At 63.0% G+C, this 22,820-nt stretch carries 22 protein-coding genes; 9 read left to right on the top strand and 13 right to left on the bottom strand.

What is annotated here, in order from left to right:
* Positions 1 to 56 precede the first annotated feature (56 nt).
* Genes AAFO90_RS01470 through AAFO90_RS01455 form a run of 4 tightly spaced genes read right to left on the bottom strand, consistent with a single transcriptional unit; the run spans position 57 to position 3,964 of the window.
* A complete protein-coding gene (locus tag AAFO90_RS01470) occupies positions 57 to 986 on the bottom strand; it encodes a metal ABC transporter permease (protein WP_274829836.1) in 930 nt (309 codons plus the stop codon).
* The gene (locus AAFO90_RS01465) at positions 983 to 2,191 is read right to left on the bottom strand and encodes a metal ABC transporter permease (RefSeq protein ID WP_347508271.1); all 1,209 of its coding nucleotides are present in this window, start codon (positions 2,189 to 2,191) and stop codon (positions 983 to 985) included. Before AAFO90_RS01465 ends, AAFO90_RS01470 begins: the two co-directional genes overlap by 4 nt.
* A gap of 4 nt (positions 2,192 to 2,195) precedes the next feature.
* On the bottom strand, positions 2,196 to 3,008 hold the full coding sequence (locus AAFO90_RS01460; protein ID WP_274867981.1) for a metal ABC transporter ATP-binding protein: 813 nt from the start codon (positions 3,006 to 3,008) through the stop codon (positions 2,196 to 2,198).
* Between the two features lie 2 nt (positions 3,009 to 3,010).
* Positions 3,011 to 3,964, bottom strand: a complete 954-nt coding sequence (locus AAFO90_RS01455; protein ID WP_274838167.1) for a zinc ABC transporter substrate-binding protein — start codon at positions 3,962 to 3,964, stop codon at positions 3,011 to 3,013.
* A gap of 234 nt (positions 3,965 to 4,198) precedes the next feature.
* Here AAFO90_RS01455 and deoC point away from each other — a divergent pair, with 234 nt between their 5' ends.
* Together deoC and AAFO90_RS01445 are read left to right on the top strand one after the other, a co-directional pair.
* Entirely contained in the window at positions 4,199 to 5,212 is a 1,014-nt protein-coding gene (deoC, locus tag AAFO90_RS01450) for a deoxyribose-phosphate aldolase (RefSeq protein WP_347508270.1), read from the top strand.
* Between the two features lie 11 nt (positions 5,213 to 5,223).
* Entirely contained in the window at positions 5,224 to 7,560 is a 2,337-nt protein-coding gene (locus AAFO90_RS01445) for an aldehyde dehydrogenase family protein (RefSeq protein WP_347508269.1), read from the top strand.
* A 77-nt stretch (positions 7,561 to 7,637) separates the two neighbouring features.
* Here AAFO90_RS01445 and AAFO90_RS01440 read toward each other — a convergent pair whose 3' ends face one another.
* From AAFO90_RS01440 to AAFO90_RS01410, 7 genes are all read right to left on the bottom strand, one after another.
* Positions 7,638 to 8,954 (bottom strand): pitrilysin family protein, encoded by a 1,317-nt coding sequence (locus tag AAFO90_RS01440; RefSeq protein ID WP_347508290.1) that lies wholly within the window; start codon positions 8,952 to 8,954, stop codon positions 7,638 to 7,640.
* A gap of 11 nt (positions 8,955 to 8,965) precedes the next feature.
* Entirely contained in the window at positions 8,966 to 10,321 is a 1,356-nt protein-coding gene (locus tag AAFO90_RS01435) for a pitrilysin family protein (protein WP_274838140.1), read from the bottom strand.
* Positions 10,322 to 10,581: 260 nt separating this feature from the next.
* Positions 10,582 to 11,103 (bottom strand): DUF3035 domain-containing protein, encoded by a 522-nt coding sequence (locus tag AAFO90_RS01430; protein WP_065271805.1) that lies wholly within the window; start codon positions 11,101 to 11,103, stop codon positions 10,582 to 10,584.
* A 54-nt stretch (positions 11,104 to 11,157) separates the two neighbouring features.
* Complete coding sequence (gene lspA / locus AAFO90_RS01425) at positions 11,158 to 11,640, bottom strand: signal peptidase II (protein WP_347508268.1); 483 nt, start codon at positions 11,638 to 11,640, stop codon at positions 11,158 to 11,160.
* Positions 11,641 to 11,661: 21 nt separating this feature from the next.
* Positions 11,662 to 13,251, bottom strand: coding sequence for a bifunctional phosphoribosylaminoimidazolecarboxamide formyltransferase/IMP cyclohydrolase (purH, locus tag AAFO90_RS01420; protein ID WP_347508267.1), 1,590 nt, complete (start codon positions 13,249 to 13,251; stop codon positions 11,662 to 11,664).
* A gap of 22 nt (positions 13,252 to 13,273) precedes the next feature.
* The gene (locus AAFO90_RS01415; RefSeq protein WP_274829843.1) at positions 13,274 to 15,016 is read right to left on the bottom strand and encodes a heparinase II/III family protein; all 1,743 of its coding nucleotides are present in this window, start codon (positions 15,014 to 15,016) and stop codon (positions 13,274 to 13,276) included.
* Between the two features lie 145 nt (positions 15,017 to 15,161).
* Entirely contained in the window at positions 15,162 to 16,436 is a 1,275-nt protein-coding gene (locus AAFO90_RS01410; protein WP_347508266.1) for an RsmB/NOP family class I SAM-dependent RNA methyltransferase, read from the bottom strand.
* A 121-nt stretch (positions 16,437 to 16,557) separates the two neighbouring features.
* On the opposite strand from AAFO90_RS01410, the gene AAFO90_RS01405 reads away from it, so the two are divergent.
* Both AAFO90_RS01405 and AAFO90_RS01400 read left to right on the top strand, forming a co-directional pair.
* Complete coding sequence (locus AAFO90_RS01405; RefSeq protein WP_347508265.1) at positions 16,558 to 16,758, top strand: DUF1674 domain-containing protein; 201 nt, start codon at positions 16,558 to 16,560, stop codon at positions 16,756 to 16,758.
* 110 nt (positions 16,759 to 16,868) lie between these two features.
* Positions 16,869 to 17,114 carry a hypothetical protein gene (locus AAFO90_RS01400; RefSeq protein WP_347508264.1) on the top strand — a complete coding sequence of 82 codons (246 nt, stop codon included), beginning with the start codon at positions 16,869 to 16,871 and terminating at the stop codon, positions 17,112 to 17,114.
* A 112-nt stretch (positions 17,115 to 17,226) separates the two neighbouring features.
* Here the strand turns inward: AAFO90_RS01400 and AAFO90_RS01395 are convergent, their stop codons facing one another.
* Complete coding sequence (locus AAFO90_RS01395; RefSeq protein ID WP_347508263.1) at positions 17,227 to 17,904, bottom strand: hypothetical protein; 678 nt, start codon at positions 17,902 to 17,904, stop codon at positions 17,227 to 17,229.
* Between the two features lie 31 nt (positions 17,905 to 17,935).
* Positions 17,936 to 18,745 (bottom strand): 4-hydroxy-tetrahydrodipicolinate reductase, encoded by an 810-nt coding sequence (gene dapB, locus AAFO90_RS01390; protein WP_347508262.1) that lies wholly within the window; start codon positions 18,743 to 18,745, stop codon positions 17,936 to 17,938.
* A gap of 105 nt (positions 18,746 to 18,850) precedes the next feature.
* Between dapB and rbfA the strand changes: the two genes are divergently transcribed.
* From rbfA to AAFO90_RS01365, 5 genes are all read left to right on the top strand, one after another.
* Complete coding sequence (gene rbfA / locus AAFO90_RS01385; RefSeq protein ID WP_065271812.1) at positions 18,851 to 19,246, top strand: 30S ribosome-binding factor RbfA; 396 nt, start codon at positions 18,851 to 18,853, stop codon at positions 19,244 to 19,246.
* Positions 19,243 to 19,983 carry a phosphodiester glycosidase family protein gene (locus tag AAFO90_RS01380; protein WP_347508261.1) on the top strand — a complete coding sequence of 247 codons (741 nt, stop codon included), beginning with the start codon at positions 19,243 to 19,245 and terminating at the stop codon, positions 19,981 to 19,983. Before rbfA ends, AAFO90_RS01380 begins: the two co-directional genes overlap by 4 nt.
* Before the next feature lie 127 nt (positions 19,984 to 20,110).
* Entirely contained in the window at positions 20,111 to 21,019 is a 909-nt protein-coding gene (gene truB, locus AAFO90_RS01375; protein ID WP_347508260.1) for a tRNA pseudouridine(55) synthase TruB, read from the top strand.
* Positions 21,020 to 21,063: 44 nt separating this feature from the next.
* Positions 21,064 to 21,570 carry a DUF1643 domain-containing protein gene (locus AAFO90_RS01370; protein WP_347508259.1) on the top strand — a complete coding sequence of 169 codons (507 nt, stop codon included), beginning with the start codon at positions 21,064 to 21,066 and terminating at the stop codon, positions 21,568 to 21,570.
* A gap of 124 nt (positions 21,571 to 21,694) precedes the next feature.
* Complete coding sequence (locus AAFO90_RS01365; protein ID WP_347508258.1) at positions 21,695 to 22,819, top strand: calcium-binding protein; 1,125 nt, start codon at positions 21,695 to 21,697, stop codon at positions 22,817 to 22,819.
* Position 22,820: the final 1 nt, after the last annotated feature.

Here is a 22,820-nt window from a genome sequence, read left to right as displayed (position 1 = left end):
TTTAGCATGGAGCCCTTCGATTCTGCCACCCGCAAAGCGCGCGAGGCAGCGGCGGATTACCCTCCGGCAGGCGCCCCCGCGCGGCGGCGGCAAGGGCCGAACCGGGCCGTCACCGCCAGGATCATGCCCGAGACGGCAGCGATCATGCCCGCCGCGCTGACCGCATCCGTACCGCCCAGCCACAGCGGCCCATAGCCCGCCAGAACATAGCCAAGCACCGCCGACAGCACCGCAAAGACGACGCTCCAGCCGACCTGCGCCTCCAGCCGGTTGGTCATCATCCGCGCGGCCGCGGGCGGACAGATGAACATGGCGATGACGATGATCGAGCCCACCGCATCAAAGGCCGCGACCGCCGCCACCGCAGCGGTGACCACCAGCGCCAGTCCCAGCAGATTGGTGCGGATCCCCAGCGTGCGGGCGAAGCCTTCGTCGAAGGTCGAGATTTTCAGCGCCCGCCAGAACAGCGCGATGAAGGCCACCACGCCCAGCAGTGTCAGCCCCATGCGCGGCAACTCCGGCGGCAGATAGCGCAGCGCCTCGGCATCCCAGAGAGAGGACCAGCCGGTAGCATCCAGCCAGATCAGACTTTCGAGGTTACCATAAAGCGCATGTTCCACGTCCAGATGCACGGTGGAGGTATCGGTCTGTTCCAGCAGCAGCACACCGGCGGCAAACATGGTGGTGAAGATCACCCCCATGGCCGCGCCCGGCTCAATCCGGCCCAGACGGCGCACCGCCTCGATCAGGATGACAGCGGTGACGGCTGCACCCGCCGCGCCCAGCAGCATCGGCCCGGCCGCAATCGCTCCGGTCAGCAGGAAGGCCACCACGATGCCCGGCAACACCACATGGCTGATGGCATCCCCGATCAGGGCCTGTCGGCGCAGCAGCAGGAAATTGCCCGGCAGCGCGCAGGCCACGGCGGCAAATGTACCGATCAGCAGCGGCGTCAGCGAAAGGGGAACGAATTCAGAGCCCATCATCCTGCGGGAACCTCCTGCGGGCCGCCGATACGGCGGTCGATTTCGCTGATCTGATCGCGGGTCAGCACGGTCTCGATCTCGCGCAGCCCGTCATAAAGCGCGGCAGCTGCCTCATGTGCCAGATCACTGCGCACCAGTTCCCAGCGTTTTTCGTCGCGCAGGGCCTTGGCGGCGCGGGCGCGTCCCTTGTCGGTGGCCACTCCGTCAGCGCGCACCAATCCAGCGCGGCGCAACAGCCGCAGGGTCAGCGGTTCGTAGATCGGTTGCCCCTGTGCCAGCGCCAGCAATCCCTGCCGCAGATGCACCCGGCGCTGGAACCGCTGGTGGCGCAGCACCGCTGCCAGCACGCCGCGCCCGGGCGCAAAGAGCAAGGACAGGGCAAAGAGCACAAAACTGACCAGCACGATGATCGGCCCGGTCGGCAGGTTGGGTGCCGAGGCGGAAATCGCCGCGCCGACATAGGCAGAGGCACCGCCCGCCAGCCCCGCGTAGACCACGACACGGTCCGACCGCTCGGTCCAGAAACGCGCGGTGACGGCGGGGATGATCAGCAGGGCGACGATCAGGATCAGGCCGACGATCTTTAACCCCACCACGGTCACAGCCATGACGAGCCCCATCATCAAAAGGTCGATGCGGTGCACCGGCAGGCCGCGCGCAGCGGCATATTCGGGGTCGAAGGCCACCATCATCATCGGTCGCCGCGTCAGGAGGATCACCAGCAGGGCCGCTGCACTGCCTGCGGCGATGATCATCGCATCGCTGAACAGCATGCCGGCGGTCGATCCCAGAAGGAAGCCTTCAAGCCCCGCCTGCCGTCCAACGCCCAGCGTCTGGATCACCGTCAACAGCACGATCCCCAACCCGAAGAATACAGACAGGACCGCGCCGATGGCAGCATCCTCGGCCAGACGGGTGTTGCGGGTCAGCCAGTTCATGCACCAAAGGCCCAGCGCCGCCGACACGGCAGACCCCAGCAGCAGCCCGGCCAGGTTGCGCCCGTCACCGCCCAGGAACACCATCACCAAAAAGGCAATGGCAACACCGGGCAGGGTTGCATGGCTGACCGCATCGCTGACCAGCGCCCGTTTGCGTAGAAACAGGAAGGTGCCGGTGATACCCGCTGCGCCGCCCAAAAGGGCCGCCCCAAGGGAGACCAACGTGGCGTTGTAGCCCAATTGCAGGAAAAGCGCGTCCATCAACATGGGATCAGACCTTTGCCGCCGCCAGCTGATCGATCTGCGCCGTCGCGAGGCGCCCGCCATAGGCGGCCTGCAGGGTTTCCGCGGTAAAGGCCTCAGCGACCGGGCCTTCGGCAACCTTTCGGGTGTTGATCAGAAAGACATTGTCGAAATATTCCGCGACGGTGGCCAGATCGTGGTGCACCACCACAACCGTCTTACCCGCAGCACGCAGGGATTTCAGGACGGTGATGATGGCCTTTTCTGTCGCCGCATCCACCCCGGCAAAGGGTTCGTCCAGCAGGTACAGGTCCGCATCCTGCGCCAGTGCGCGGGCCAGGAACACCCGCTGCTGCTGGCCGCCCGAAAGCTGGCCGATCTGGCGGTCGGCGAAATCGCCCATGCCGACCCGATCCAGACAATCGCGCGCCACGGTCCGGTGATGACCCCGGATCCGGCCCAGCAACCCCAGTTCACGATAGAGCCCCATCATCACAACGTCGATGACACGGGTCGGGAAGTCCCAGTCGATGCTGGCGCGCTGCGGCACATAGGCGATGCGGGCGCGCATTGCCTCCAATGGGCGGCCAAAGACCTGCACCCGGCCGGACACCGGCGGCACGATCCCAAGTGCGGATTTCAGAAGGGTCGATTTACCCGCCCCGTTGGGTCCGATGATGGCCGTCATCTTGCCCGGCTCGACCGTCATGTCGACACTGAATACAGCGGGTTTCTCTCCGTAGGTAACGGTGAGGCCGCGAATGGCCAGCGGGCTGTTTTCCGGGGAAGTCGATACGATGTCTGCCTCGGTATCGCGCACCAGTTCAACTGTCTGTGTCATGATCAAAGCCCCGCCGACAGTTTGCCATCCATGCCGCGCTCTGGCACATCTGCGCCCAGCGCCCCGGCGATGGTGGTCACATTGTGGTCCAGCATGCCTAGATAGGTGCCCTCATAGCTGCCGTCGGCGCCCATCGCGTCCGAGAACAGCTCACCCCCGATCTGCACCTCGTGGCCCTGCGCCGCCGCACCTTCGATCAGGGCGCGCATGGAACGGTCCGAGACCGAGCTTTCGACAAAGACCGCCGAGATCTGACGATCAACCAGCAGATCGACCAGTTCACCGATCCGGTTCAGACCCGCTTCGGATTGGGTCGAGATGCCTTGAATGCCCAGCACCTCGAAGCCGAAATCGCGGCCAAAATAGCCAAAGGCATCATGTGCGGTGACCAGCACCCGGTTGTTTTCCGGCACGGTTTCCAGCGTTTTGCTCGCGTAGGCGATCAACCGGTCCAGATCCGCCAGATGTGCCTGAGCATTGGCCGCAAAGGTTTGCGCCTCGGCCGGGCGGGCTTCGCTCAGCACCGCGGCGATATCCATCACCACCCGTTTCCACAGGTTCGGCGTCATCCAGACATGCGGATCAAACTTGTTCTCGTAATCGTCATGGGCCCGCAAGAGATCCTTTGGCAGACCTTCGGCCACCGCGACCACATTCCGCTTGCGGGACAGATCGTGCAGGAAGCTTTCCATCTGCGCCTCAAGGTAAAGACCGTGATACAGTACCAGATCCGCCCGGGTCATCGCCACGATATCCGACCGCGTCTGCCGGTAGGCGTGGGGATCGACCCCCGGCCCCATCAGGGCGCGCACCTCAACCGCATCACCGCCGACCTGACGCGCGGCATCCGCGATCATGCCCGTGGTGGCTACGATCTTCAGCGGTGCCTCGGCCACGGCGCGACCCGCCGCAAAGGCCAGTGTCAGCGGCAGTACCAGCAACAGCGCAAGCCGCATCAGGCCATTGAGCGAAACTCTCATCCTCGTTCTCCTTCATGCCGGTTTTCAGGCCGGTGTTGAAGGCAATATGAGAACGATTCTCAAAACTGTCAATGTAAATGCGAATTATTCTCAACAAAGGGAGCCGGTTTTTCCAAACGGTCAATTTACTGCACGGAAAGCAGGCGGCTTGCTTGCCAAGATGCCGCACCCGTGCGACTTTCGCGCAGAACTTTGGTGAGGATCCCCGCAATGGAAAGCCACATCTCCGCGCAAAGCAATCAGGCCAATGCCGCGGGCGACGCGCAGCTGCCGCAGGTCGGTGAGCCGCGCAATCCCGGCATGGAGCTGGATCTGGACTGGGCGCTTAGCCTGCAGGCCAATACTTCGGCGATTGAGCGGCGTTGTGCGACGCTGCCCGGATGCCGTAGCGTCAAGAAAGACTATCAGGCTGCGTGGCTGCTGAAGGCGATCACCTGCATCGACCTGACCACGCTTTCCGGCGATGATACCGCGGGGCGGGTGCGCCGCCTGTGCGCCAAGGCGCGCCAGCCCGTGCGCGCGGACATTCTACAGGCGCTTGGCACCCCGGATATCACCACCGGCGCCGTTTGCGTCTACCACGACATGATCGCCCCGGCGGTTGCCGCGCTCAAGGGCACCAGCATTCCGGTCGCAGCGGTCTCCACCGGGTTTCCGGCTGGGCTGTCGCCCTTCCATCTGCGCGTTGCCGAGATCGAGGAAAGCGTCAAGGCGGGCGCCCATGAGATCGATATCGTGATCTCGCGCCGCCACGTTCTGAGTGGCAACTGGCAGGCGCTTTATGATGAGATGAAAGCCTTCCGCGCCGCTTGCGGCGATGCCCATGTAAAGGCGATCCTCGCCACCGGTGAACTGGGATCCTTGCGCAACGTCGCGCGCGCCTCGATGATCTGCATGATGGCGGGCGCCGATTTCATCAAGACCTCTACCGGCAAAGAAAGCGTCAATGCCACCCTGCCGGTCAGCCTTGTGATGATCCGCGCCATCCGCGACTATCACGAACGCACCGGTTACCGCGTCGGCTATAAACCCGCCGGCGGTATTTCCAAGGCCAAGGACGCGCTGGTCTACCTGTCGCTGATCAAGGAGGAGTTGGGTGACCGCTGGCTGCAGCCCGACCTGTTCCGCTTTGGCGCCTCTTCACTGCTGGGCGATATCGAACGCCAGCTCGAACACCATGTCACCGGCGCCTATTCTGCGGGCTACCGCCACGCGATGGGCTGAGGAGTGCTGAAATGACCGTGAAAGAGATCTTTGATACCATGAGTTATGGACCCGCTCCCGAAAGTGCCGCCGAGGCACTGGCTTGGCTTGTCGATCAGGGCGACCGGTTCGGCCATTTCATCAATGGCGCCTTCACCGCGCCCGGTGATGGCTTCAACAGCCAGAACCCCGCCACCGGAGAGGTGCTTGCGACCCTGACCCAGGCGACGCAGACCGACGTGGACACCGCCGTCGCCGCCTCCCGCAGCGCCCAGCCCAAGTGGGAGAAACTGGGCGGGCCCGGCCGCGCCAGATACCTTTATGCAATCGCGCGCCTGCTCCAAAAACACAGCCGCCTGTTTGCCGTGCTTGAAACCATGGACAACGGCAAACCGATCCGCGAAAGCCGGGACATCGATATCCCGCTGGCGCAGCGGCATTTCTACTATCACGCGGGCATGGCCCAATTGATGGAAAGCGAACTGCCGGACCGCGCCGCCCTTGGGGTCTGCGGTCAGATCATCCCGTGGAACTTCCCACTATTGATGCTCGCGTGGAAAGTGGCGCCTGCCATCGCCATGGGCAACACGGTGGTGTTGAAACCGGCGGAGTATACTTCTCTCACCGCGCTGCTGTTTGCAGACATCTGCCGTCAGGCGGGTCTGCCGAAGGGCGTTGTGAACATCGTCACCGGCGACGGCGCCGTGGGCGAGATGATCGTGGCCTCGGATGTGGACAAGATCGCCTTTACCGGCTCGACCGCGGTGGGCCGACGCATCCGCGAAGCCACCGCAGGCAGCGGCAAAGCGCTGACACTCGAACTGGGTGGGAAGTCGCCCTACATCGTTTTCGATGATGCCGACATCGACTCAGCTGTCGAAGGGCTGGTGGATGCGATCTGGTTCAACCAGGGGCAGGTCTGCTGCGCCGGTTCGCGCCTGTTGGTGCAGGAAAGCATCGCGGAGAGGTTCCACGCCAAACTGCGCGCCCGCATGGACAAGCTGCGCCTTGGCGATCCGCTGGACAAATGCATCGACGTGGGCGCCGTGGTGGACCCGGTGCAATTGAAAACGATCACCGATCTGGTCGCCGCAAATGACGCAGGCGCAACCTATCAGGCGCAGGTGGACATGCCCGAGGAAGGCTGTTTCTTCCGCCCAACTCTGATCGAGGGGCTGACCCCCGCCGACCGGCTGATGCAGGAAGAAATCTTTGGCCCTGTGCTGGTCTCCTGCACCTTCCGCACCCCGGCCGAGGCGGTCGAGCTGGCCAACAACACCCATTACGGGCTTGCCGCAAGTGTCTGGAGCGAGAACGTCAACCTCGCCCTTGATATCGCGCCGAAACTGGCCTGCGGCGTGGTCTGGGTGAATGGCACCAATATGTTCGATGCCGCTGCCGGGTTTGGCGGCGTGCGCGAAAGCGGCTTTGGCCGCGAAGGAGGCTGGGAAGGGCTGTCGGCCTATACCAAACCCCGCGGCAAACCCAAGGCGCTGGCGCAGGTCAAAGGCTTCACCGGTCAGGGCAGCGGCGCCGATCCCATCGACCGCACCGCCAAGATGTATATCGGCGGCAAGCAGGCCCGCCCCGACAGCGGATATTCCCGCCCGGTGCATGACAAATCGGGCGCCATTCTCGGCTATGTCGGCCTTGGCAGCCGCAAGGATGTGCGCAACGCGGTCGAGGCCGCCGCCGGGGCCAAGGGCTGGGCCAAGACCACCGGCCATCTGCGCGCGCAGATCCTTTATTATATCGGCGAGAATCTCTCGGCCCGGGCCGAGGAATTCGCCCTTCGCATCGACCACATGACCGGGCGGCGCAGCGGCACCAAGGAGGTCGAAGCCTCAATCCAGCGCCTGTTCACCGCAGCGGCCTGGGCCGACAAATACGACGGTCAGGTGCATGGCGTACCGATCCGCGGCGTGGCGCTGGCGATGAAGGAACCCGTTGGCGTGATCGGCGCGCTCTGCGCGGATGAGGCGCCACTTCTGGGTCTGGTCTCGGTGATGGCGCCCGCCATCGCCATGGGCAACCGGGTGGTGCTGACCGCCTCCGAGCCCTTCCCGCTGGCGGCAACTGATTTCTATCAGGTGCTGGACACCTCGGATGTGCCCGCAGGTGTGGTCAATATCCTGACCGGTAGTCATGTCGATCTGGCAGGGCCGCTGGCATCGCATATGAACGTCGATGCGGTCTGGAGCTTTTCCTCCACCGATCTGTCGGCAGAGATCGAAAAGGCGTCCGCCAGCAATCTCAAACGCACATGGGTCAACAATGGCACCGCGCTGGATTGGGACACGGACCACAGCCGCCGGTTCCTGGAGGCGGCGACAGAGATCAAGAACATCTGGGTGCCCTACGGCGAATAACGCCGGATAGCATGCCGAAACAAAACGGGCCGGAGATCTCTCTCCGGCCCGTTGTCATTTCAGGGAAAGTGCAAGGCTCAGCCGCCGGTTTTCAATCCATCCGGCCGCCCCACAACCACGAAATGCAGATTGTCCGGTTGCAGCACTTCCGAGGCGACACGGTTGATCTCTTCCAGAGTGACCGCGTTGATCTTGTCATTGCGGGTGCGCACGTAGTCAATCGGCATGCCGTCCAGCTGCATCCCCACCAGGATCGAGGCAATGCGGCCGTTGCCATCAAAACGCAACGGATAGGCCCCGGTCAGATAGGTCTTGGCATCCTGCAATTCCTTCTCGGTAACGCCTTCCATTGCCAGACGGCTCCATTCTTCTCGGATCACCGCAACCGCTTCGGCCATCTTGGAATTGGCCGAGGCGAGCGAGCCCATGTACACAGAGCCCAGATCACGCGGCAGGAGATAGGAATAAACCCCGTAGGTCAGGCCGCGCTTTTCGCGCACTTCGGTCATCAGGCGGCTTTCGAAGGAACCGCCGCCCAGGATCTGGTTCATGATATAGGCCGCAAAGAACCGCGGATCTTCCCGGTCGATCCCCACATGCCCGAACAGCGCAACGGATTGCGGCGTGTCATAATCGATCACGGTGGTTCCGCCCTCGATCGTGACCGCTGCCGGACCCGGCTGCGGTGCGCCAGTCTCTGGCAGATCACCCAGAAGCGTGTCGAGCAAGGTGCCCAGCGCGGCCTCGTCGATATCCCCCACGGCGCTGACAAACAGCCTGTCGCGGGCAAAGACCGCATCATGTGCATCGAACATGTCCTGCCGCGTCAGGGTGGATACGGTATCGATGGTGCCCGAGCCGTCCGAACCATAGGGGTGATCGCCAAAGGCCATCTTGGAAAAGGCACGCCCGGCGATGTCATTGGGGTTCTCAGCGTCCGACCGCAGGCCGGACAGAACCTGCGCCCGAACCCGGTCCAGAGCGTCCTGATCAAACCGTGGCGTCACCAGAGTCTGGTGTAGCAAGTCGATGGCCTTGTCCCGGTTCTCGGTCAGGAAGCGGGCAGAGACCGACACCGCCTCCTTATCCGCGTCATAAGAGAAACTGGCCGCAAGGCTTTCGACCGCACGGGCATAGTCCTGCGCCGGCATCTCGCCGGAGCCTTCTTCCAGAAGGCCCGTCATCAGGTTGATGGCGCCACGCTTGCCCGGGGCATCCAGCGAAGTGCCACCGCGAAACCGTAGCTCAAGCGCGGTGAAGGGAATCGTATGATCCTCGACCAGCCAAGCGGTGATGCCCCCGGGCGAGGTGACTTCCTTGATGCGGATCTCGGCGCTGACCGGCAGCACAGAGATCAGAAGGGCAAAACAGGCGACCAGCCCGACACGTATCATGGCAAATCCCGTCATTGGGTGACCTCCTCATCTGCGCGCACCATCCAGCCAGTGACCGACGCCTCGGGCTGCAGCACTTCACGGGCGACGGCGATGATTTCATCCGCGGTGACCGATTGCAGGATATGGGGCCACTCCTGCACGTCCTCCACCGTCAACCCGGAGGTCAGCGCCTGACCATAACGATTGGCGATCCCATCCACATTGTCGCGCGCATAGATTTCCGCCGCGCGCAGTTGCAGTTTGATCCGCTCCAGCTGATCGGGGTCGACACCCTCTTCAAGGAAGCGCGCAAAGGTTGCGTCAAGCGCATCCTCAGCCTCCTGCATCCCAACACCCTCGGCCGGGACGACAAGGAAGGAAAAACTGGTCTTGTCCAGCGACACCCCCGAATAGAAGGCACCGGTATAGACCGCCAGCTGCTGATCGAATTGCAGCGCATTGGCCAGATAGGAGGTATTGCCGCCCCCCAGCAGTTCAGCCAGCAGATAAAGTGCCGCCGCCTTTTCCTGCGCGCCGCTGTTGCGTTCCGGCGCCAGATAAGAGCGCTGCACATAGGGCTGTGCCACGCGTGGATCACGATAGACCATGCGCCGCTCTGCCGTCTGCGGTGGTTCCTGGCTGCGGAACCGTTCCGGCAGGTCGGGGTTCGCCGGGATCACACCGTAGTATTTTTCGGCCAGCTGTCGGACCTCTTCGGGTTCCACATCGCCCGAAACCACCAGAATGGCATTGTTGGGCGCATAATAGGTTCCGTAAAAGGACAGTGCGTCCTCCCTGTCCAGCGTCTCCATTTCATGGCGCCAGCCGATCACCGGCTGACCATAGCGGTGGTTCAGATACTGCGCCGCACTCAGCTGTTCGCGGAACAGGGACCGCGGATCGCTGTCGGTGCGCTGGTTGCGCTCTTCCAGGATCACCTCACGCTCGGTGACGATCTCCTCCTCGCTGAGGCGCAGATTGACCATACGGTCGCTTTCCATCTGCATCATCAGTTCAAGCCGGTCCGCCGCGATGCGCTGAAAATAGGCGGTGTAGTCATAGCTGGTGAAGGCATTATCCCGGCCGCCATTGGCTGCCACCGTCGCCGAGAGCTCTCCCGGCTCCATCTTGTCGGTGCCCTTGAACAGAAGGTGCTCCAGAAAATGCGCGACCCCGGACTGACCCGGCGGCTCATCCGCGGATCCGGCGCGGTACCAGACCATATGCTGAACCACTGGCGCGCGGTGATCCTCGATCACCACCACGTCCATGCCATTTTCAAGGGTAAAGGCCGTCACCATGTCCTCAGCCGGTTCTGCAGCGCGCAGCGGCGCGGCAAGAACGGCGGTTACAGCGATGGCGGCCAGTGCGATCCGTCGGATCATGCGGCGTCCTCCAATAGATTTCTCCAAAGACATGCTGCCTCTGTCCGTCACATCCGGGGCCTGTCGGGCTGTGCAAAGACAGCCACCAGCGCACCCGGCATAGTCCTACCCATATTGGGGATGTCTTGACGAACCGCAACCTAAGCCAAGGTCGCAGGGAGACAAGGCGCCCTGTCACGATAGCGAATTGTCAAAATTGTGAACGTGCTAACCCGCCCGGCGGACGGCCATCCAGTCAAGCTGCGCAGCAGAGGCGCCGCTCACTCTCCGCTTGGCGGCGGCGCAGAAGGGGTTGCCACACCCGCGCGGCGGAACTGTTCGGTTGTCTCGAACGGGTCCAGCGTCTGCTTGGCGTAGATCTGCTCATAGCGGTCGACAGGGAACAGGCGGATCCGCCCGGTGATACGCTTTTTCTTCAGGAACTTGGCGTCTTCCTCGGCCAGCTCCTGACGCACCGTTGGCGACACGCCATAGCGGCTGGAGGCACTGACCAGTGCCAGATCCGAGGAGGATACACCCTGTCCGGGAACCAGCGCAGAGGGCTTGCCGCCCAGCGCCGCGACCGCGTCGGCTTGAGGCGTCGGATCAGCGATATTGCCTGCGCCCGGTGTTGGTTCCGGCAGACTGCTGTAATCTGCGGGCTCGTTCAGCGGCTTGTTCGGTAGCACAAGGAATTCATCCGGCCCGGTCCCGGTCTTGCGAATATCACGCAGACCTTTTTGCGAGCAGCCCGCGACGGCCACCGCGCCTACCAGAACAATCATGCCGAAAGGGATCCGCATTCCCAGTTACTCCTGCCAGTTTCCCTGCGCTTTTAACGCATATTGCACCCGAGGTCACGCGGGCTTTTTTGCGCTCCGGTCGAACAGGATCAGCCCGATGGCACCGGCAAAGATGAACACATCGGCGATATTGAACACGAAGGGATTGTTGATTCCGCAGCAGGACATGTTGAGGAAATCCAGCACATAGCCATAGAGTAGCCGATCCGCGACATTGCCCAGCGCGCCGCCGATCACCAGCCCCGCCGCCAACGCCATCCAGCGCGCGCGGCGATGCGAGCGGCGAATCCAGATGGCCAGCACGGCACAGATCAGCAGCGAGAGGCCGATCAACCCCCAGCGCGCCGTATCCTCGCCGCCATCGAACAGGCCAAAGTTAATGCCGGTGTTCTCGCCATAGCGGAAATTCAACAGCGGCGGCAGCACGTCGATGCTCTGGCGCTGGGACAGGCCCATCCAGTGAATCACCAGATATTTGCTGGCCTGATCCAGAAGAAAGGCCCAGAACGCGCCCCAGAACATCATACGCACTGCCATTTTCCGCTTGGTTCCCGCTGATCAGTGACGGAAGTGGCGCATGCCGGTAAAGACCATGGCAAGCCCGGCGTCATTGGCCGCCTTGATCACCTCATCGTCCCGCATCGAACCGCCCGGCTGGATCACGCAGGTGGCGCCAGCAGCCGCAGCCTCCAAGAGGCCGTCGGGGAAAGGGAAGAAGGCATCGGAGGCCACGGCAGAACCTTTGGCCAGGCTTGCGTCCAGACCCAGTTCATCCGCCATGCGCTGCGCCTTGGCGGCGGCCACATTGGCGCTGTCCAGGCGGCTCATCTGGCCGGCGCCGACACCCACGGTGGCGCTGCCTTTGACATAAACGATGGCGTTGGATTTCACGTGCTTGGCCACCTTCCAGGCGAACAGCAGGTCCTGCATTTGCTCATCCGTCGGGGCCTTTTCGGTGACGACCTTCAGATCGTCCATGCCGATGTATCCCACGTCCTTGTCCTGCACCAGAACACCGCCAGAGACCTGCTTGTAGGCGGTGATCGCCTTGCGCGGATCGGGCAGCGCGTCTGTCAGCAAGAGGCGCAGATTCTTCTTGGCGGCAAAGATCTCTTTCGCCCCATCCGAGGCACCCGGCGCGATTACCACCTCGGTGAAGATCTCGGTGATCTTGGCGGCGGTTTCGGCGTCCAGCGGCTGGTTCAGCGCCACAATGCCACCAAAGGCAGAGGTGCGGTCGCAATCGAATGCCTTCTGGTAAGCCTCGGCCAGGGTAGCTCCACGCGCCACACCGCAGGGGTTGGCGTGCTTGATGATGGCAACGGCAGCGGTTTCAGCCGGATCGAACTCGGCCACCAGCTCATAGGCCGCATCGGTGTCGTTGATGTTGTTGTAGGACAGTTCCTTGCCCTGCAGCTGCACGGCGGTGGCAACACCCGGACGGTTCGAGCCATCGGTGTAAAAGGCTGCTTTCTGGTGGCTGTTTTCGCCATAGCGCAGGGTCTGCTTCAGCTCACCGGCAAAGGCGCGGCGACGCGGTGCTTCCAGCTCCAGCGCACCTGCCATCCAGTTGGAGACAGCAGCGTCATAGGCCGCAGTGCGAGCATAGGCGATCTGCGCCAGACGCTGGCGGAAAACATAAGAGGTCTGACCGTCGTTCGCGTCCAGCTCGGCCAGCAGGGCGTCATAGTCTTCGACGTCGGTCACCACGTTGACGAACAGGTGGTTCTTGGAGGCCGCGCGGATCATCGCCGGACCACCGATGTCGATATTCTCGATCATCTCATCGTAATCCGCACCACGGGCCAGTGCCGCCTCGAACGGGTAGAGGTTCACCACCAGAAGATCGATGGCGCCAATGCCGTGTTCGTTCATCGCCGCCACATGGGCGTCGTTGTCACGCAGCGCCAGCAACCCGCCATGCACCATCGGGTGCAGGGTCTTCACGCGACCGTCCATCATTTCCGGGAAACCGGTGACGTCCGAGACGTCTTTCACGTCCAGCCCCGCATCGCGCAGCGCCTTGGCGGTGCCGCCGGTGGACAGCAGCTCGACGCCACGCTCGGCCAGCGATTTGCCAAGGTCAATCAGACCGGACTTGTCGGATACGGAAAGCAGCGCACGGCGTACGGGGTGAAGATCGGTCATGGCAGGGCGGTCCTTTGCAGGCTCAATCAAAAATCTCGGGGTCGTCCCGGTTCAGGTCGCGCACGGCTTCGGCAGTTTCCTGTGCCTTGCTGAGCGTCCACCGGACGCGGGTTGCATAGTCGATGACCCGGCCAGATAGAACGATCTGTTTTGACGCACGCGGCTTCAAGCGGGTCTTTTCCAGGTAAACGCCCGGCTCCAGCTTCAATTCGCAGGTGCCGTCGTGGCGGAAAACCCAGATTTCGCCGCTCTTGAGCGCCATGGATACCGCCGCGCCGCCCAAGTCAAGGGTTGCATCCACTTCCGGGTGCAGATGCAGGCGGATATCAAAGCCGATCCCGCGTTCTCCATGGCTGTCCAGCGCCTTTGAACAGCGCCGCTCGGCCGCCTCATCCAGCGCTACCAGCATGTCCTCGCCCGCTAGCGCGCGCCCGTCAAAGCCCAGATCCAGCGTGCGCGCATGGGTCAGACCGAATTCGCGCGCGTATCCGTCATGGCCGCCCTGAAACCGGCTGCCATCGCTGAGCTGCTCCAGCTGAATCTGCACGTCGGTGGGGCCGCCAACCAGTTCCTCCTGACCGGTGCCGCGACTGGGCGGTGCCAGCCGGGCGCTGGAATGGCCCTCCAGGCACAGGGTCGAATGCGATGGTGTGGCCCGCCCGGCGCGGCGCCATTCCAGACCAAAGGTCTCTCCCGAGCCGCAATTGACGATCAAAGGCCGCCGCCCCGAGGTCAGTTCAAAGGCAAGGGTGGAGGCATGACCGTTAGCCGAGGCCCGCCCCTGCGGTGGCAAGGCCGCGTCAATCACCACCGAGGTCCGGCGTGCCGACAAGCGGGCATAGCCCATCGCCAACCCTTCGACCGGGCGCGCCGATACGTGGCTGGCCGCCAGCGCATGATCAAGCCAGCCTTCCAGCCCCCGGCCGCCACCGTGGAACCGTGCCAGCCCGCCATCGCTGTGGCGCAGGGTGCGCAGCGTCGGTGCAATCCGCTCAATGGCCGCGGTCTGCGCCGCTGGCACGCTGCGCCCAGCTTCGTGCAGGGCCGCGGCAGTCCAGGTCAGAAGGGTAAAGACCTCAAGCAGTTCTTCGGGATTGCGGGTCGGCAACCCGCCCTGCGCGTCGATCTGCCGGTCGCATTCTGCGCTCAGGGCACGGATGGCGGGATCAGCCAGCGCCTCCTGCCCCTGAAGGGCAAGCCCCGCATAGATCAGCCCCGCCAGCGCCTCGAAGCGTGGCAGGCCAGGCGTGGCCCCCTGCCAGCGATGGGCCAGGAACCATGTCTGTTGCGATAGCGAGCGAAAGAAGGCCTCAGATTCCGCACGTTCCTTGCCGTTCAGTAGGAAAATCGCATGGTTGATCCATCGAATCACGCGCCGTCCCGTCAGATCCGGCGACCAACCGGGCCCCGAGCCGCGCCCGTGCGCCTTGATCCAACCCCAGACCCAGTTCTGCGCCTTGACGCGGGCCTTGATATCGCCGACCGCCGCCAGATCATCGAGCCAGGCAAAACCGTGCCGCTCGGCGTCAAAGGCGGCGTCCGGTGCCGTGACTTCCCAGAGACCCGTGGTTGTCGATTCGACCAGATACCCCGCGAGCAGCAGGTTGCCCGCCACCAGCTGCCGCCCGCGGGCGAAGCTGCCGATGGTGCGGGGTTCAGGCTGCGATACGAATCCCGTCGCCGCAGGCTGCTTGCGCGCCCGCCAGGCATATAACCGGTTCAGCAGGCGGGTGCTGCGCCCCGCCATTCTATCGTATCTGGACATGCTCTTTTGCCTCACGCCACTGGCGTTTTGGGCGCAGCATAACCCGGGGAAGGGTTCAAGTCACCGACGAATGCGACACCCTCCGGCGGCACCGGCGGAATTGCCCCGCCGGGCAGAATCAGTGTGCGTTCTGGTGGGCTAAAGATCAGCCCGCCTTGCGCAAGAGCGCCATGTAAAACCCATCCATGCTGCCCCGATCCGCCCAGTAATCCGGACGCAGGCGCAAGCCGCCTTCCTCGGTGATCCAGGCCGGATCGGTGCCCAGACCGTCAAAACACTCGCGGTCGGCTGTCATGTCCGGAAACATCTCAAGCGCCTCTTCGACCTGGCATTCGCCCTCATCCGGCAACAGGGAGCAGGTGCAGAACACCATGCGCCCGCCGGGTTTGACCAGATCCCAGGCATGGGCCAGCATCTGAGCCTGCAATTCGATGAGCCCGCCGAATTCACTGCCATCCTTGGCATGGGGCAGATCCGGGTGGCGCCGGATCGTTCCGGTGGCCGAACAGGGCGCATCCAGCAGTACCGCATCGAATTGCCCGGCCTGCTCCAGCGCATCGCCCACAATCAGATCCGCGCTCACCCCGGTGCGGGCAAGGTTTTCGCGCAAACGCTCCATCCGCCCGGCAGAAGCATCAACGGCGGTCACCTGCGCCCCGGCTGCGGCCATTTGCATGGTCTTTCCGCCCGGTGCGGCGCAGAGATCCAGCACCCGTTCGCCGGGTTGCACATCCAGCATCTGCGCGGGCAGCGCGGCGGCTGCATCCTGCACCCACCAGTCCCCGGCCTCATACCCCGGCAGCGCCGAGACCTGACCGGCATCGGCCAGACGCCGCGACCCGGTGGGCATGAGATCGCCGCCCAGCGCCGACAAGTCTGCGCCGGGTTTGGCGGTGATATCCAGCGGCGCGCCTGCAAAATGCGCGGCCTCCATGCCCAGCACCGCCTCGGCGCCCCAGGCCTGAACCAGCGGTTTGCGCAGCCAGTTCGGCAGGCGGGGGATGCGCAGCTTGGCCCATTCCGCAGGCCCCTGATCGGCAACCTTGCGCAGCACCGCGTTGACCATGCCCTTAAGCTGACCATGGCGGCGGTGTTTCGACACGATGGTCACCATGGCATTGACCACCCCATGCGCCGCGCCACCCGAGCACAGCTCGACCGTGCCAAGGCGCAGCGCGTTCATCACCGTCAGCGGTGGTTTCTTTTTCAGGTGTTTCTGCAGGATCCGGTCAGCGCGCTCTAGGCTGCGCAGCACTTCCAGAGCCAGCCGCTGGGTGCGTGCGCGATCCTGCGGCTGCAGCTTTTCAAGGGCGCCCGCCGCAAAACACTCAGCCAGAAGCCGCCCTTCGCCCAGCACCTGATCCAGAAGATAGATCGTGGTTCTGCGGGCCTGCAGCGCATCGGGGGCTTTGTCGGACATCGGGTCTCGGCTTTCTATGGCGGCGCAAGGCCAGCATGGGGTCAGAGGGACGTTGCATCGCGGCGGCTTGTTCCCGCCGGACAGGGGCGTATATCATGGCCCAAGCATAAAGGAACCCGCGATGAGCGACGAGACCACGCCGCAAGGCCCCGCAGAAAAAGACCTGCCCCCCGCAGCCAAGCGCGCCCTGGCCGAAGCCGAAGAGCGCCGCAAGGCCGAAGCTGCCAAGGCACCACCCCCGACCGAGCTTGGCGGGCGCGACGGCCCCGACCCCGCCCGCTATGGCGACTGGGAAAAGAAAGGCATCGCCATCGATTTTTGATGGCTGGCCCGAATGTTTCTCAAAGCCGGAGACTGCAAATGATCTTAGAAATCCGCCGTTACCGGTTGAAAACCGGATAGCGCGAAGAGTTTATCCGGTTCTTCGAGACCGTGAACCGCCCGGCCCTGCGCGATGCCGGGATGCTGGTCTTTGGCCCGGTGCGCGATCTTGAGGATCCCGACGTAGTGCATTGGCTGCGAGCATTTCCATCAATGGAGGAGCGCGAGCGGATCAAGGCGGCCTTCTATGACGGCCCCGTCTGGGAAAAGGACGTGGAGCCGATCGTCATGCCGATGATCGAACAGTTCGAAGCCTCTATCGCAGAGGCAACCGAAGGGTTTGAAGAGCTGTGTTAGGTTCTTGACGGGGATCGGCAGGCTTTCTGGCGATTGTTCATGATCAGTCAAGGTTCACAGACCCGCCTGAAAAGGCCTTTGCTCTCATTCCTTGTTCTTCAAAAATTAGAAATCACCTATCGGCCAAAATGAATCCGGCGCAAGATGGCAAAGCAAGATTCACTTCGCCAGTGAAGCGCGCATCATAGGCGCCCAAGATCATCGTAGCCATCATACATTCCTCTAGCTTTTCTCGTTCGTCACCTGAGATGTCAGGCGTGGAAACGGATTGCTTCATCCGCTGCTTCAAGATTTCGACCTGTAGGAACATCAAACTGCTTTCAGCCGAAAGTGGCCAGTCATCCCCGAAAACTCGCTTCAAAGTCACTCCAGTGATGAGCTGGTTTCCGCTGGTCAACTTCTCGGTATCTCTAGCCAAAACTTGAAGCGGAGGAGCAAAAACCTCTGGTACAAAATCCAGATCCTGGAAGTCGGACGTAAAGACTACAAACAAGTCAACATCCTCGGTCGCGACCCACCCCGGCTCCCGTGAGAAGACTTCGGTTTCGTCAAGGCGAAATAGGTAGCTCATCAAATTTGGCGGAGGCGAAAACAGCCGCACACGAACCTGCTCATCTGCATGCAGGGCACTTGTAAACAAGCCGCAATACACAAACAAAGATGCGTAGAAGACCCTCAAATACTTCCATGAAAAAACCATAGTTTTCTCCAGCCCCTTTATTCGCAATCTGATTTTCAAAAACTGTGAAGGGGTAATAACGGCGACGGCCTTGTCATGTTGCCACCCCATGGCCTGACCGCGCCGCAGGTTCAGGCCGGTGTCAAAGCCCCAGAACGTCGATCATGTCGTATTCACCGGGGGATTTATCCTGCCCCCACAGCGCCGCCTTCAGCGCGCCACGGGCGAACAGGGCGCGGTCGGTGGCCATGTGGCGCAACACGATGCGCTCTCCGGCACCGGCGAACAGCACGTCATGCTCCCCGACGATGTCACCACCGCGAATCGCGGTGAAGCCGATATCGCCGCGTTTACGCGCACCGGTGATGCCGTCGCGGCCCCGGTCCGAGACATCCGCCAGATTGACCCCGCGCCCTTCGGCGGCGGCTTCGCCCAGCATCAGCGCGGTGCCGGAAGGCGCGTCGACCTTGTGGTGATGGTGCGCCTCGATCACCTCGATATCGAAATCCTCGTCCAGCGCGGCGGCGACCTTCTTGGTCAGCTGCACCAGCAGGTTGACGCCAAGGGACATGTTGCCCGCACGCACGATCACCGCGTGACGCGCGGCGGGCGCCAGCTGGGCGATCTGTTCATCCGTCATGCCGGTGGTGCCGATCACGTGCGCGGCGCGGGCCTGCGCAGCAAGGGCGGCAAATTCCAGCGTGGCCTCGGGCGCGGTGAAATCGATCACCGCCTGCGCCTTGGAAAAAGCCTCAAGCGCGTCATCCGTGACGGTGACACCCACAGGCACGCCGCCCATTGCTTCCCCCACGTCGCGGCCGACCCAATCGTGACCGCTGCGTTCCACCGCGCCCACAAGGGTCGCCTTGTCGCTGTCCAGAACCGTCTTGATCAGCATCTGCCCCATACGCCCGGATGCTCCGGTAATCACGATCCCCGGTTTATGAGTCATTGGCCCGATCCTTTTCGCTGGCTGGCGCTTCGTTCTTTTGCTGGTTTTGTCCTACCGTCTTGCGCACGTCTTGGCAAAGGGCAGCTTTCGGCATAGATCGAAGATATGGCAAAGAACAAATTCCACGATGGCCCCGGCCCCTCTCAACGTCAGCTGCGCGTCGGCGAACTGATCCGCCGCACCCTGTCCGAGGTGCTGGCGCGCGGTGATGTGCATGACCCCGAACTCAACCGCATGTCGATCACGGTGGGCGAGGTCCGCATTTCACCCGACCTGAAGATCGCCACTGCCTATGTGCTGCCGCTCGGTGGCAAGGGGCAGGACGAGGTGCTGAAGCTGCTGGCCCGCAACAAGGGTGAGCTGCGCCGCATGGCGGGCAAGAAGCTCGGCCTCAAATACGCGCCGGATCTGCGGTTCCAGCTGGATCAGACCTTTGATCAGATGGATGACACCCGCCGGATGCTGAACCAGGACGCGGTGCGCCGCGATATCGACGATTGATCCTGGGGGCGGCAGTTGCGCTTGCCGCCTTTTGCCTGGGGTTGTCGGCCTCGGTCGCCGCAGCCGTCGAATGCCGTGACGCCTCTTATGATGGCAGCCGCTACACCATCTGCGAAGTGGACGCGGGCAAGGAAGAGTTGCGGCTGTTCCTGCGGAACGCAGAGGGGAAACCCTACGGCCATTTTGCCGCCATCGATGCCGACCTCGGCAAAGAGGGAAATTCCCTCTCCTTTGCCACCAACGCCGGAATGTATCACGCCGACCGCTCTCCGGTCGGGCTTTATGTCGAGGATGGCCAGCAGGAAATGCGGCTTGTCCCCAATGCGGGCCCCGGCAATTTCGGCCTGCTGCCGAATGGCATCTTCTGCATCAACGATAACCGCGCCGATGTGATCGAAACGCTCAAATTCCGCGATCAGGGCACCAGCTGCCGCGATGCCACCCAGTCGGGGCCGATGCTGGTGATCGACGGAGAGCTGCACCCACGGTTCCTGCCGGATTCGACCTCCTACTACGTGCGCAACGGTGTCGGCACCTCGGCAGACGGGCAGCGCGCGGTCTTTGTCATCTCGCGCAATGCGGTGACGTTTCACCAATTCGGCAGCCTGTTCCGCGACTACCTGAAGCTGCCCAATGCGCTGTACTTTGACGGTAATATTTCGCGCCTGCACGCACCCCAGATGGGCCGGTCGGATGCCGGGTTCTCGATGGGGCCGGTGGTGGGCGTCGTCGAATAGCCGCCGTGCAGCCCGCCTGAGCATAAACTGGGCATAGAAATGGCGCCACAACAGATCCGGCACAATTGACAGGCTGTTCTGGCTGCGCTACCCCGCGCGCCTCTTTCAGCATCATCGAGGAACAGGCATGGCACGCAAACGCAAGGGGCGCGATATTTCCGGCTGGCTGGTAGTGGACAAGCCCGCAGGGCTGACCTCTACCGCAGTCGTGAACAAGGTGCGCTGGGCGCTTGAGGCCAAGAAGGCCGGCCATGCGGGCACGCTCGACCCCGAGGCGACGGGTGTTCTGGCCGTGGCCCTGGGTGAGGCAACCAAGACGGTTCCCTATATCACCGACGCGCTGAAGGCCTATACCTTTACCGTGCGGCTGGGGCAGGCGACCAACACCGACGATGCCGAAGGCGAGGTGATCGCCCAGAGCGACGCGCGCCCTTCCGACGAGGAAATCAAGGCCGCGCTGGGTCAATTCATCGGTGAGATCATGCAGGTGCCGCCGAAATTCTCGGCCGTGAAGATCGACGGGCAGCGTGCCTATAAACTTGCCCGCGATGGCGACGAGGATTTCGAGATCGCCGCCCGCCCCCTGTGGGTCGAGGAACTGGTGCTGGTGGACCGCCCCGATCCCGATCATGTGGTGCTGGAAATGACCTGCGGCAAGGGCGGCTATGTACGCTCCATCGCGCGCGATCTGGGTGCCGCGCTTGGCTGTCATGGCCATGTTAAGGAGTTGCGCCGCATCTGGTCGGGACCGTTTGACGCCGCCGATGGTCTGTCGCTGGCAGAGATCGAACGGATGCAGCGCACCCCAGAGCTCGACAGCCATCTGCGCCCGCTGGAGGAAGGTCTGGCCGACCTGCCCGAGCTGAAATGCACGCCCGAGGGCGCCACCCGCCTGCGCAACGGAAACCCTGGCATGGTATTGGCTTCGGATGTGGAGTACGGCGATGAAGCCTGGGCCTCGATTGACGGAAAGGCCGTCGCCGTCGGCATCTACAAGGCGGGTGAGCTGCACCCGAGCCGCGTCTTCAACCAGTAACGCCCGCGCTTGCCCCTCTGGGGGCAGCGTGGCATCCCTGCCCCATGATCACCCGCAGCCATACAAAGGGCGACGCGCCCTCGACTGCCGTCTATTCGGATTGCGAGATCTATCGCTATAGCCTGACCCGCGTCTGGGATCCAAAGGGGGCAAAGGTGATGTTCGTGATGCTGAACCCTTCGACTGCGACCGAGGTGCAGAACGACCCGACCATCGAACGCTGCGAAAGACGGGCGCGCACGTTGGGGTTTGGCGGCTTCCGGGCCACCAATATCTTTGCCATCCGCGCCACTGACCCGCGGGTGATGCGCGCCGCCAAGGATCCCGAGGGGCCCGAGAATGAGGCCGCGATCCTGTCCGGCGCGGAGTGGGCCGATCAGATCATCTGTGCCTGGGGCACCCATGGCGCCCACCGCGATCAAGGCTCCCGCATTGAAAATGCGCTAAGGGCCACCGGACAGCCTCTGTTTCACCTTGGCCTCAGCAAACACGGCCATCCGAAACACCCGCTTTACATCGCGTACAGCCAGCAGCCGCAACCCTGGGCATGATCCCAAAGGCGCCGACCCCGGTATTATTTCGTTAACCGATGTTCCCGGTTTGTTTGGAGGCAAATCCTTAATTGTGCGAGAGTATACTCAGGGATAGAAATTTGTTGCGTAAGGAGTGGGGCCGATGCTCTGGTTGGCCGGCCTTTTTGGTCTTGTGGCTGTTGGCGGGGCCATGTTTGTGGATTTCAGCGGCGGTGACGACGATCTGAACGACACCGACGACTCGGATGAGGCAGCGGGCGAAGGCTCCGGTGAGGACACCGGAGCCGTCATCGTGCCGCCTTCCGAATTTCTGAACCCCGACGACCTGGACAGCACCGCTACAGATGACGGCTCTGCCAGTGGCAGCGGCGACACCGGGACGACCACCGATGGCGAAACCGGTGACGGCACCGACAGTGCCACGGATGGGCTCAACCTGTCCGGCACCGATGAACCCGAACTGCTGACCGGCAGCGATTGGGCCGATATTCTGTTCGGTGGCGATGGCGATGACCAGCTGGACGGCAACGAAGGCGACGACTCCCTGTCTGGCGACGGCGGCCATGACGTCCTGCACGGTGGCGACGGCGATGACACGCTTGTGGGTGGCTGGGGACGTGATCTGCTGCATGGTGAAGATGGCGACGATCACATTGCTGGCGAGGATGGCGATGACACGCTGTATGGTCACTTCGGCAATGACACCCTGACCGGCGGCGGCGCCGAGGATGTGGCCCACGGTGGCCAGGGTCACGACGTGCTGAGCGGCGGCGAAGGCAGCGACGCACTGCATGGCAACGATGGCAATGACACGCTGAGCGGTGGCACCCAGAACGACACGCTGTTCGGTGGCCGGGGCAACGATCTGGTCTGGGGCGCCGATGACGATGACACCAGCGATTTCCTGAACGGGGGCGATGGCGATGACACATTGGTTGCCGGAGCCGGGGATATCGTCACTGCGGGCAGCGGCGCCGATCTGATCATGGCCGGAGATATCGACGGAGCCCCGGATGGCGACCAGCCCCCTGTCGAACTGGTCGATTATGATCCCGAAGAGGACCAACTCATGGTTCTCTGGTCCCCCGGCGCCGAATCGGAACCGGAGATCACCGTGGAACAGGATCCCGATGCCCCGGACGAGCAGGTAATCCGCGTGAACGGCACCGAGGCCTTGCGCGTGAGTGGTGCCGCGCCGCTATCGGCCTCGGACATTCAACTGGTCGATGTGAACGATCCGACCTTCGCCGACCTGCTGCCCAGCTGAC

It is taken from the genome of Phaeobacter sp. CAU 1743 (assembly GCF_039839315.1).
Taxonomy (GTDB): Bacteria; Pseudomonadota; Alphaproteobacteria; order Rhodobacterales; family Rhodobacteraceae; genus Phycobacter; species Phycobacter gallaeciensis_A.
This window is presented reverse-complemented; position numbering and strand designations above follow the sequence as displayed.

Bases quoted from the DNA above. Each gene is read 5' to 3' on its own strand.
- AAFO90_RS01470 (WP_274829836.1), bottom strand. From the start codon at position 986: ATGATGGGCTCTGAATTCGTTCCCCTTTCGCTGACGCCGCTGCTGATC.
- AAFO90_RS01465 (WP_347508271.1), bottom strand. From the start codon at position 2,191: ATGTTGATGGACGCGCTTTTCCTGCAATTGGGCTACAACGCCACGTTG.
- AAFO90_RS01460 (WP_274867981.1), bottom strand. From the start codon at position 3,008: ATGACACAGACAGTTGAACTGGTGCGCGATACCGAGGCAGACATCGTA.
- AAFO90_RS01455 (WP_274838167.1), bottom strand. From the start codon at position 3,964: ATGCGGCTTGCGCTGTTGCTGGTACTGCCGCTGACACTGGCCTTTGCG.
- deoC (WP_347508270.1), top strand. From the start codon at position 4,199: ATGGAAAGCCACATCTCCGCGCAAAGCAATCAGGCCAATGCCGCGGGC.
- AAFO90_RS01445 (WP_347508269.1), top strand. From the start codon at position 5,224: ATGACCGTGAAAGAGATCTTTGATACCATGAGTTATGGACCCGCTCCC.
- AAFO90_RS01440 (WP_347508290.1), bottom strand. From the start codon at position 8,954: ATGATACGTGTCGGGCTGGTCGCCTGTTTTGCCCTTCTGATCTCTGTG.
- AAFO90_RS01435 (WP_274838140.1), bottom strand. From the start codon at position 10,321: ATGATCCGACGGATCGCACTGGCCGCCATCGCTGTAACCGCCGTTCTT.
- AAFO90_RS01430 (WP_065271805.1), bottom strand. From the start codon at position 11,103: ATGCGGATCCCTTTCGGCATGATTGTTCTGGTAGGCGCGGTGGCCGTC.
- lspA (WP_347508268.1), bottom strand. From the start codon at position 11,640: ATGGCAGTGCGTATGATGTTCTGGGGCGCGTTCTGGGCCTTTCTTCTG.
- purH (WP_347508267.1), bottom strand. From the start codon at position 13,251: ATGACCGATCTTCACCCCGTACGCCGTGCGCTGCTTTCCGTATCCGAC.
- AAFO90_RS01415 (WP_274829843.1), bottom strand. From the start codon at position 15,016: ATGTCCAGATACGATAGAATGGCGGGGCGCAGCACCCGCCTGCTGAAC.
- AAFO90_RS01410 (WP_347508266.1), bottom strand. From the start codon at position 16,436: ATGTCCGACAAAGCCCCCGATGCGCTGCAGGCCCGCAGAACCACGATC.
- AAFO90_RS01405 (WP_347508265.1), top strand. From the start codon at position 16,558: ATGAGCGACGAGACCACGCCGCAAGGCCCCGCAGAAAAAGACCTGCCC.
- AAFO90_RS01395 (WP_347508263.1), bottom strand. From the start codon at position 17,904: ATGGGGTGGCAACATGACAAGGCCGTCGCCGTTATTACCCCTTCACAG.
- dapB (WP_347508262.1), bottom strand. From the start codon at position 18,745: ATGACTCATAAACCGGGGATCGTGATTACCGGAGCATCCGGGCGTATG.
- rbfA (WP_065271812.1), top strand. From the start codon at position 18,851: ATGGCAAAGAACAAATTCCACGATGGCCCCGGCCCCTCTCAACGTCAG.
- truB (WP_347508260.1), top strand. From the start codon at position 20,111: ATGGCACGCAAACGCAAGGGGCGCGATATTTCCGGCTGGCTGGTAGTG.
- AAFO90_RS01370 (WP_347508259.1), top strand. From the start codon at position 21,064: ATGATCACCCGCAGCCATACAAAGGGCGACGCGCCCTCGACTGCCGTC.
- AAFO90_RS01365 (WP_347508258.1), top strand. From the start codon at position 21,695: ATGCTCTGGTTGGCCGGCCTTTTTGGTCTTGTGGCTGTTGGCGGGGCC.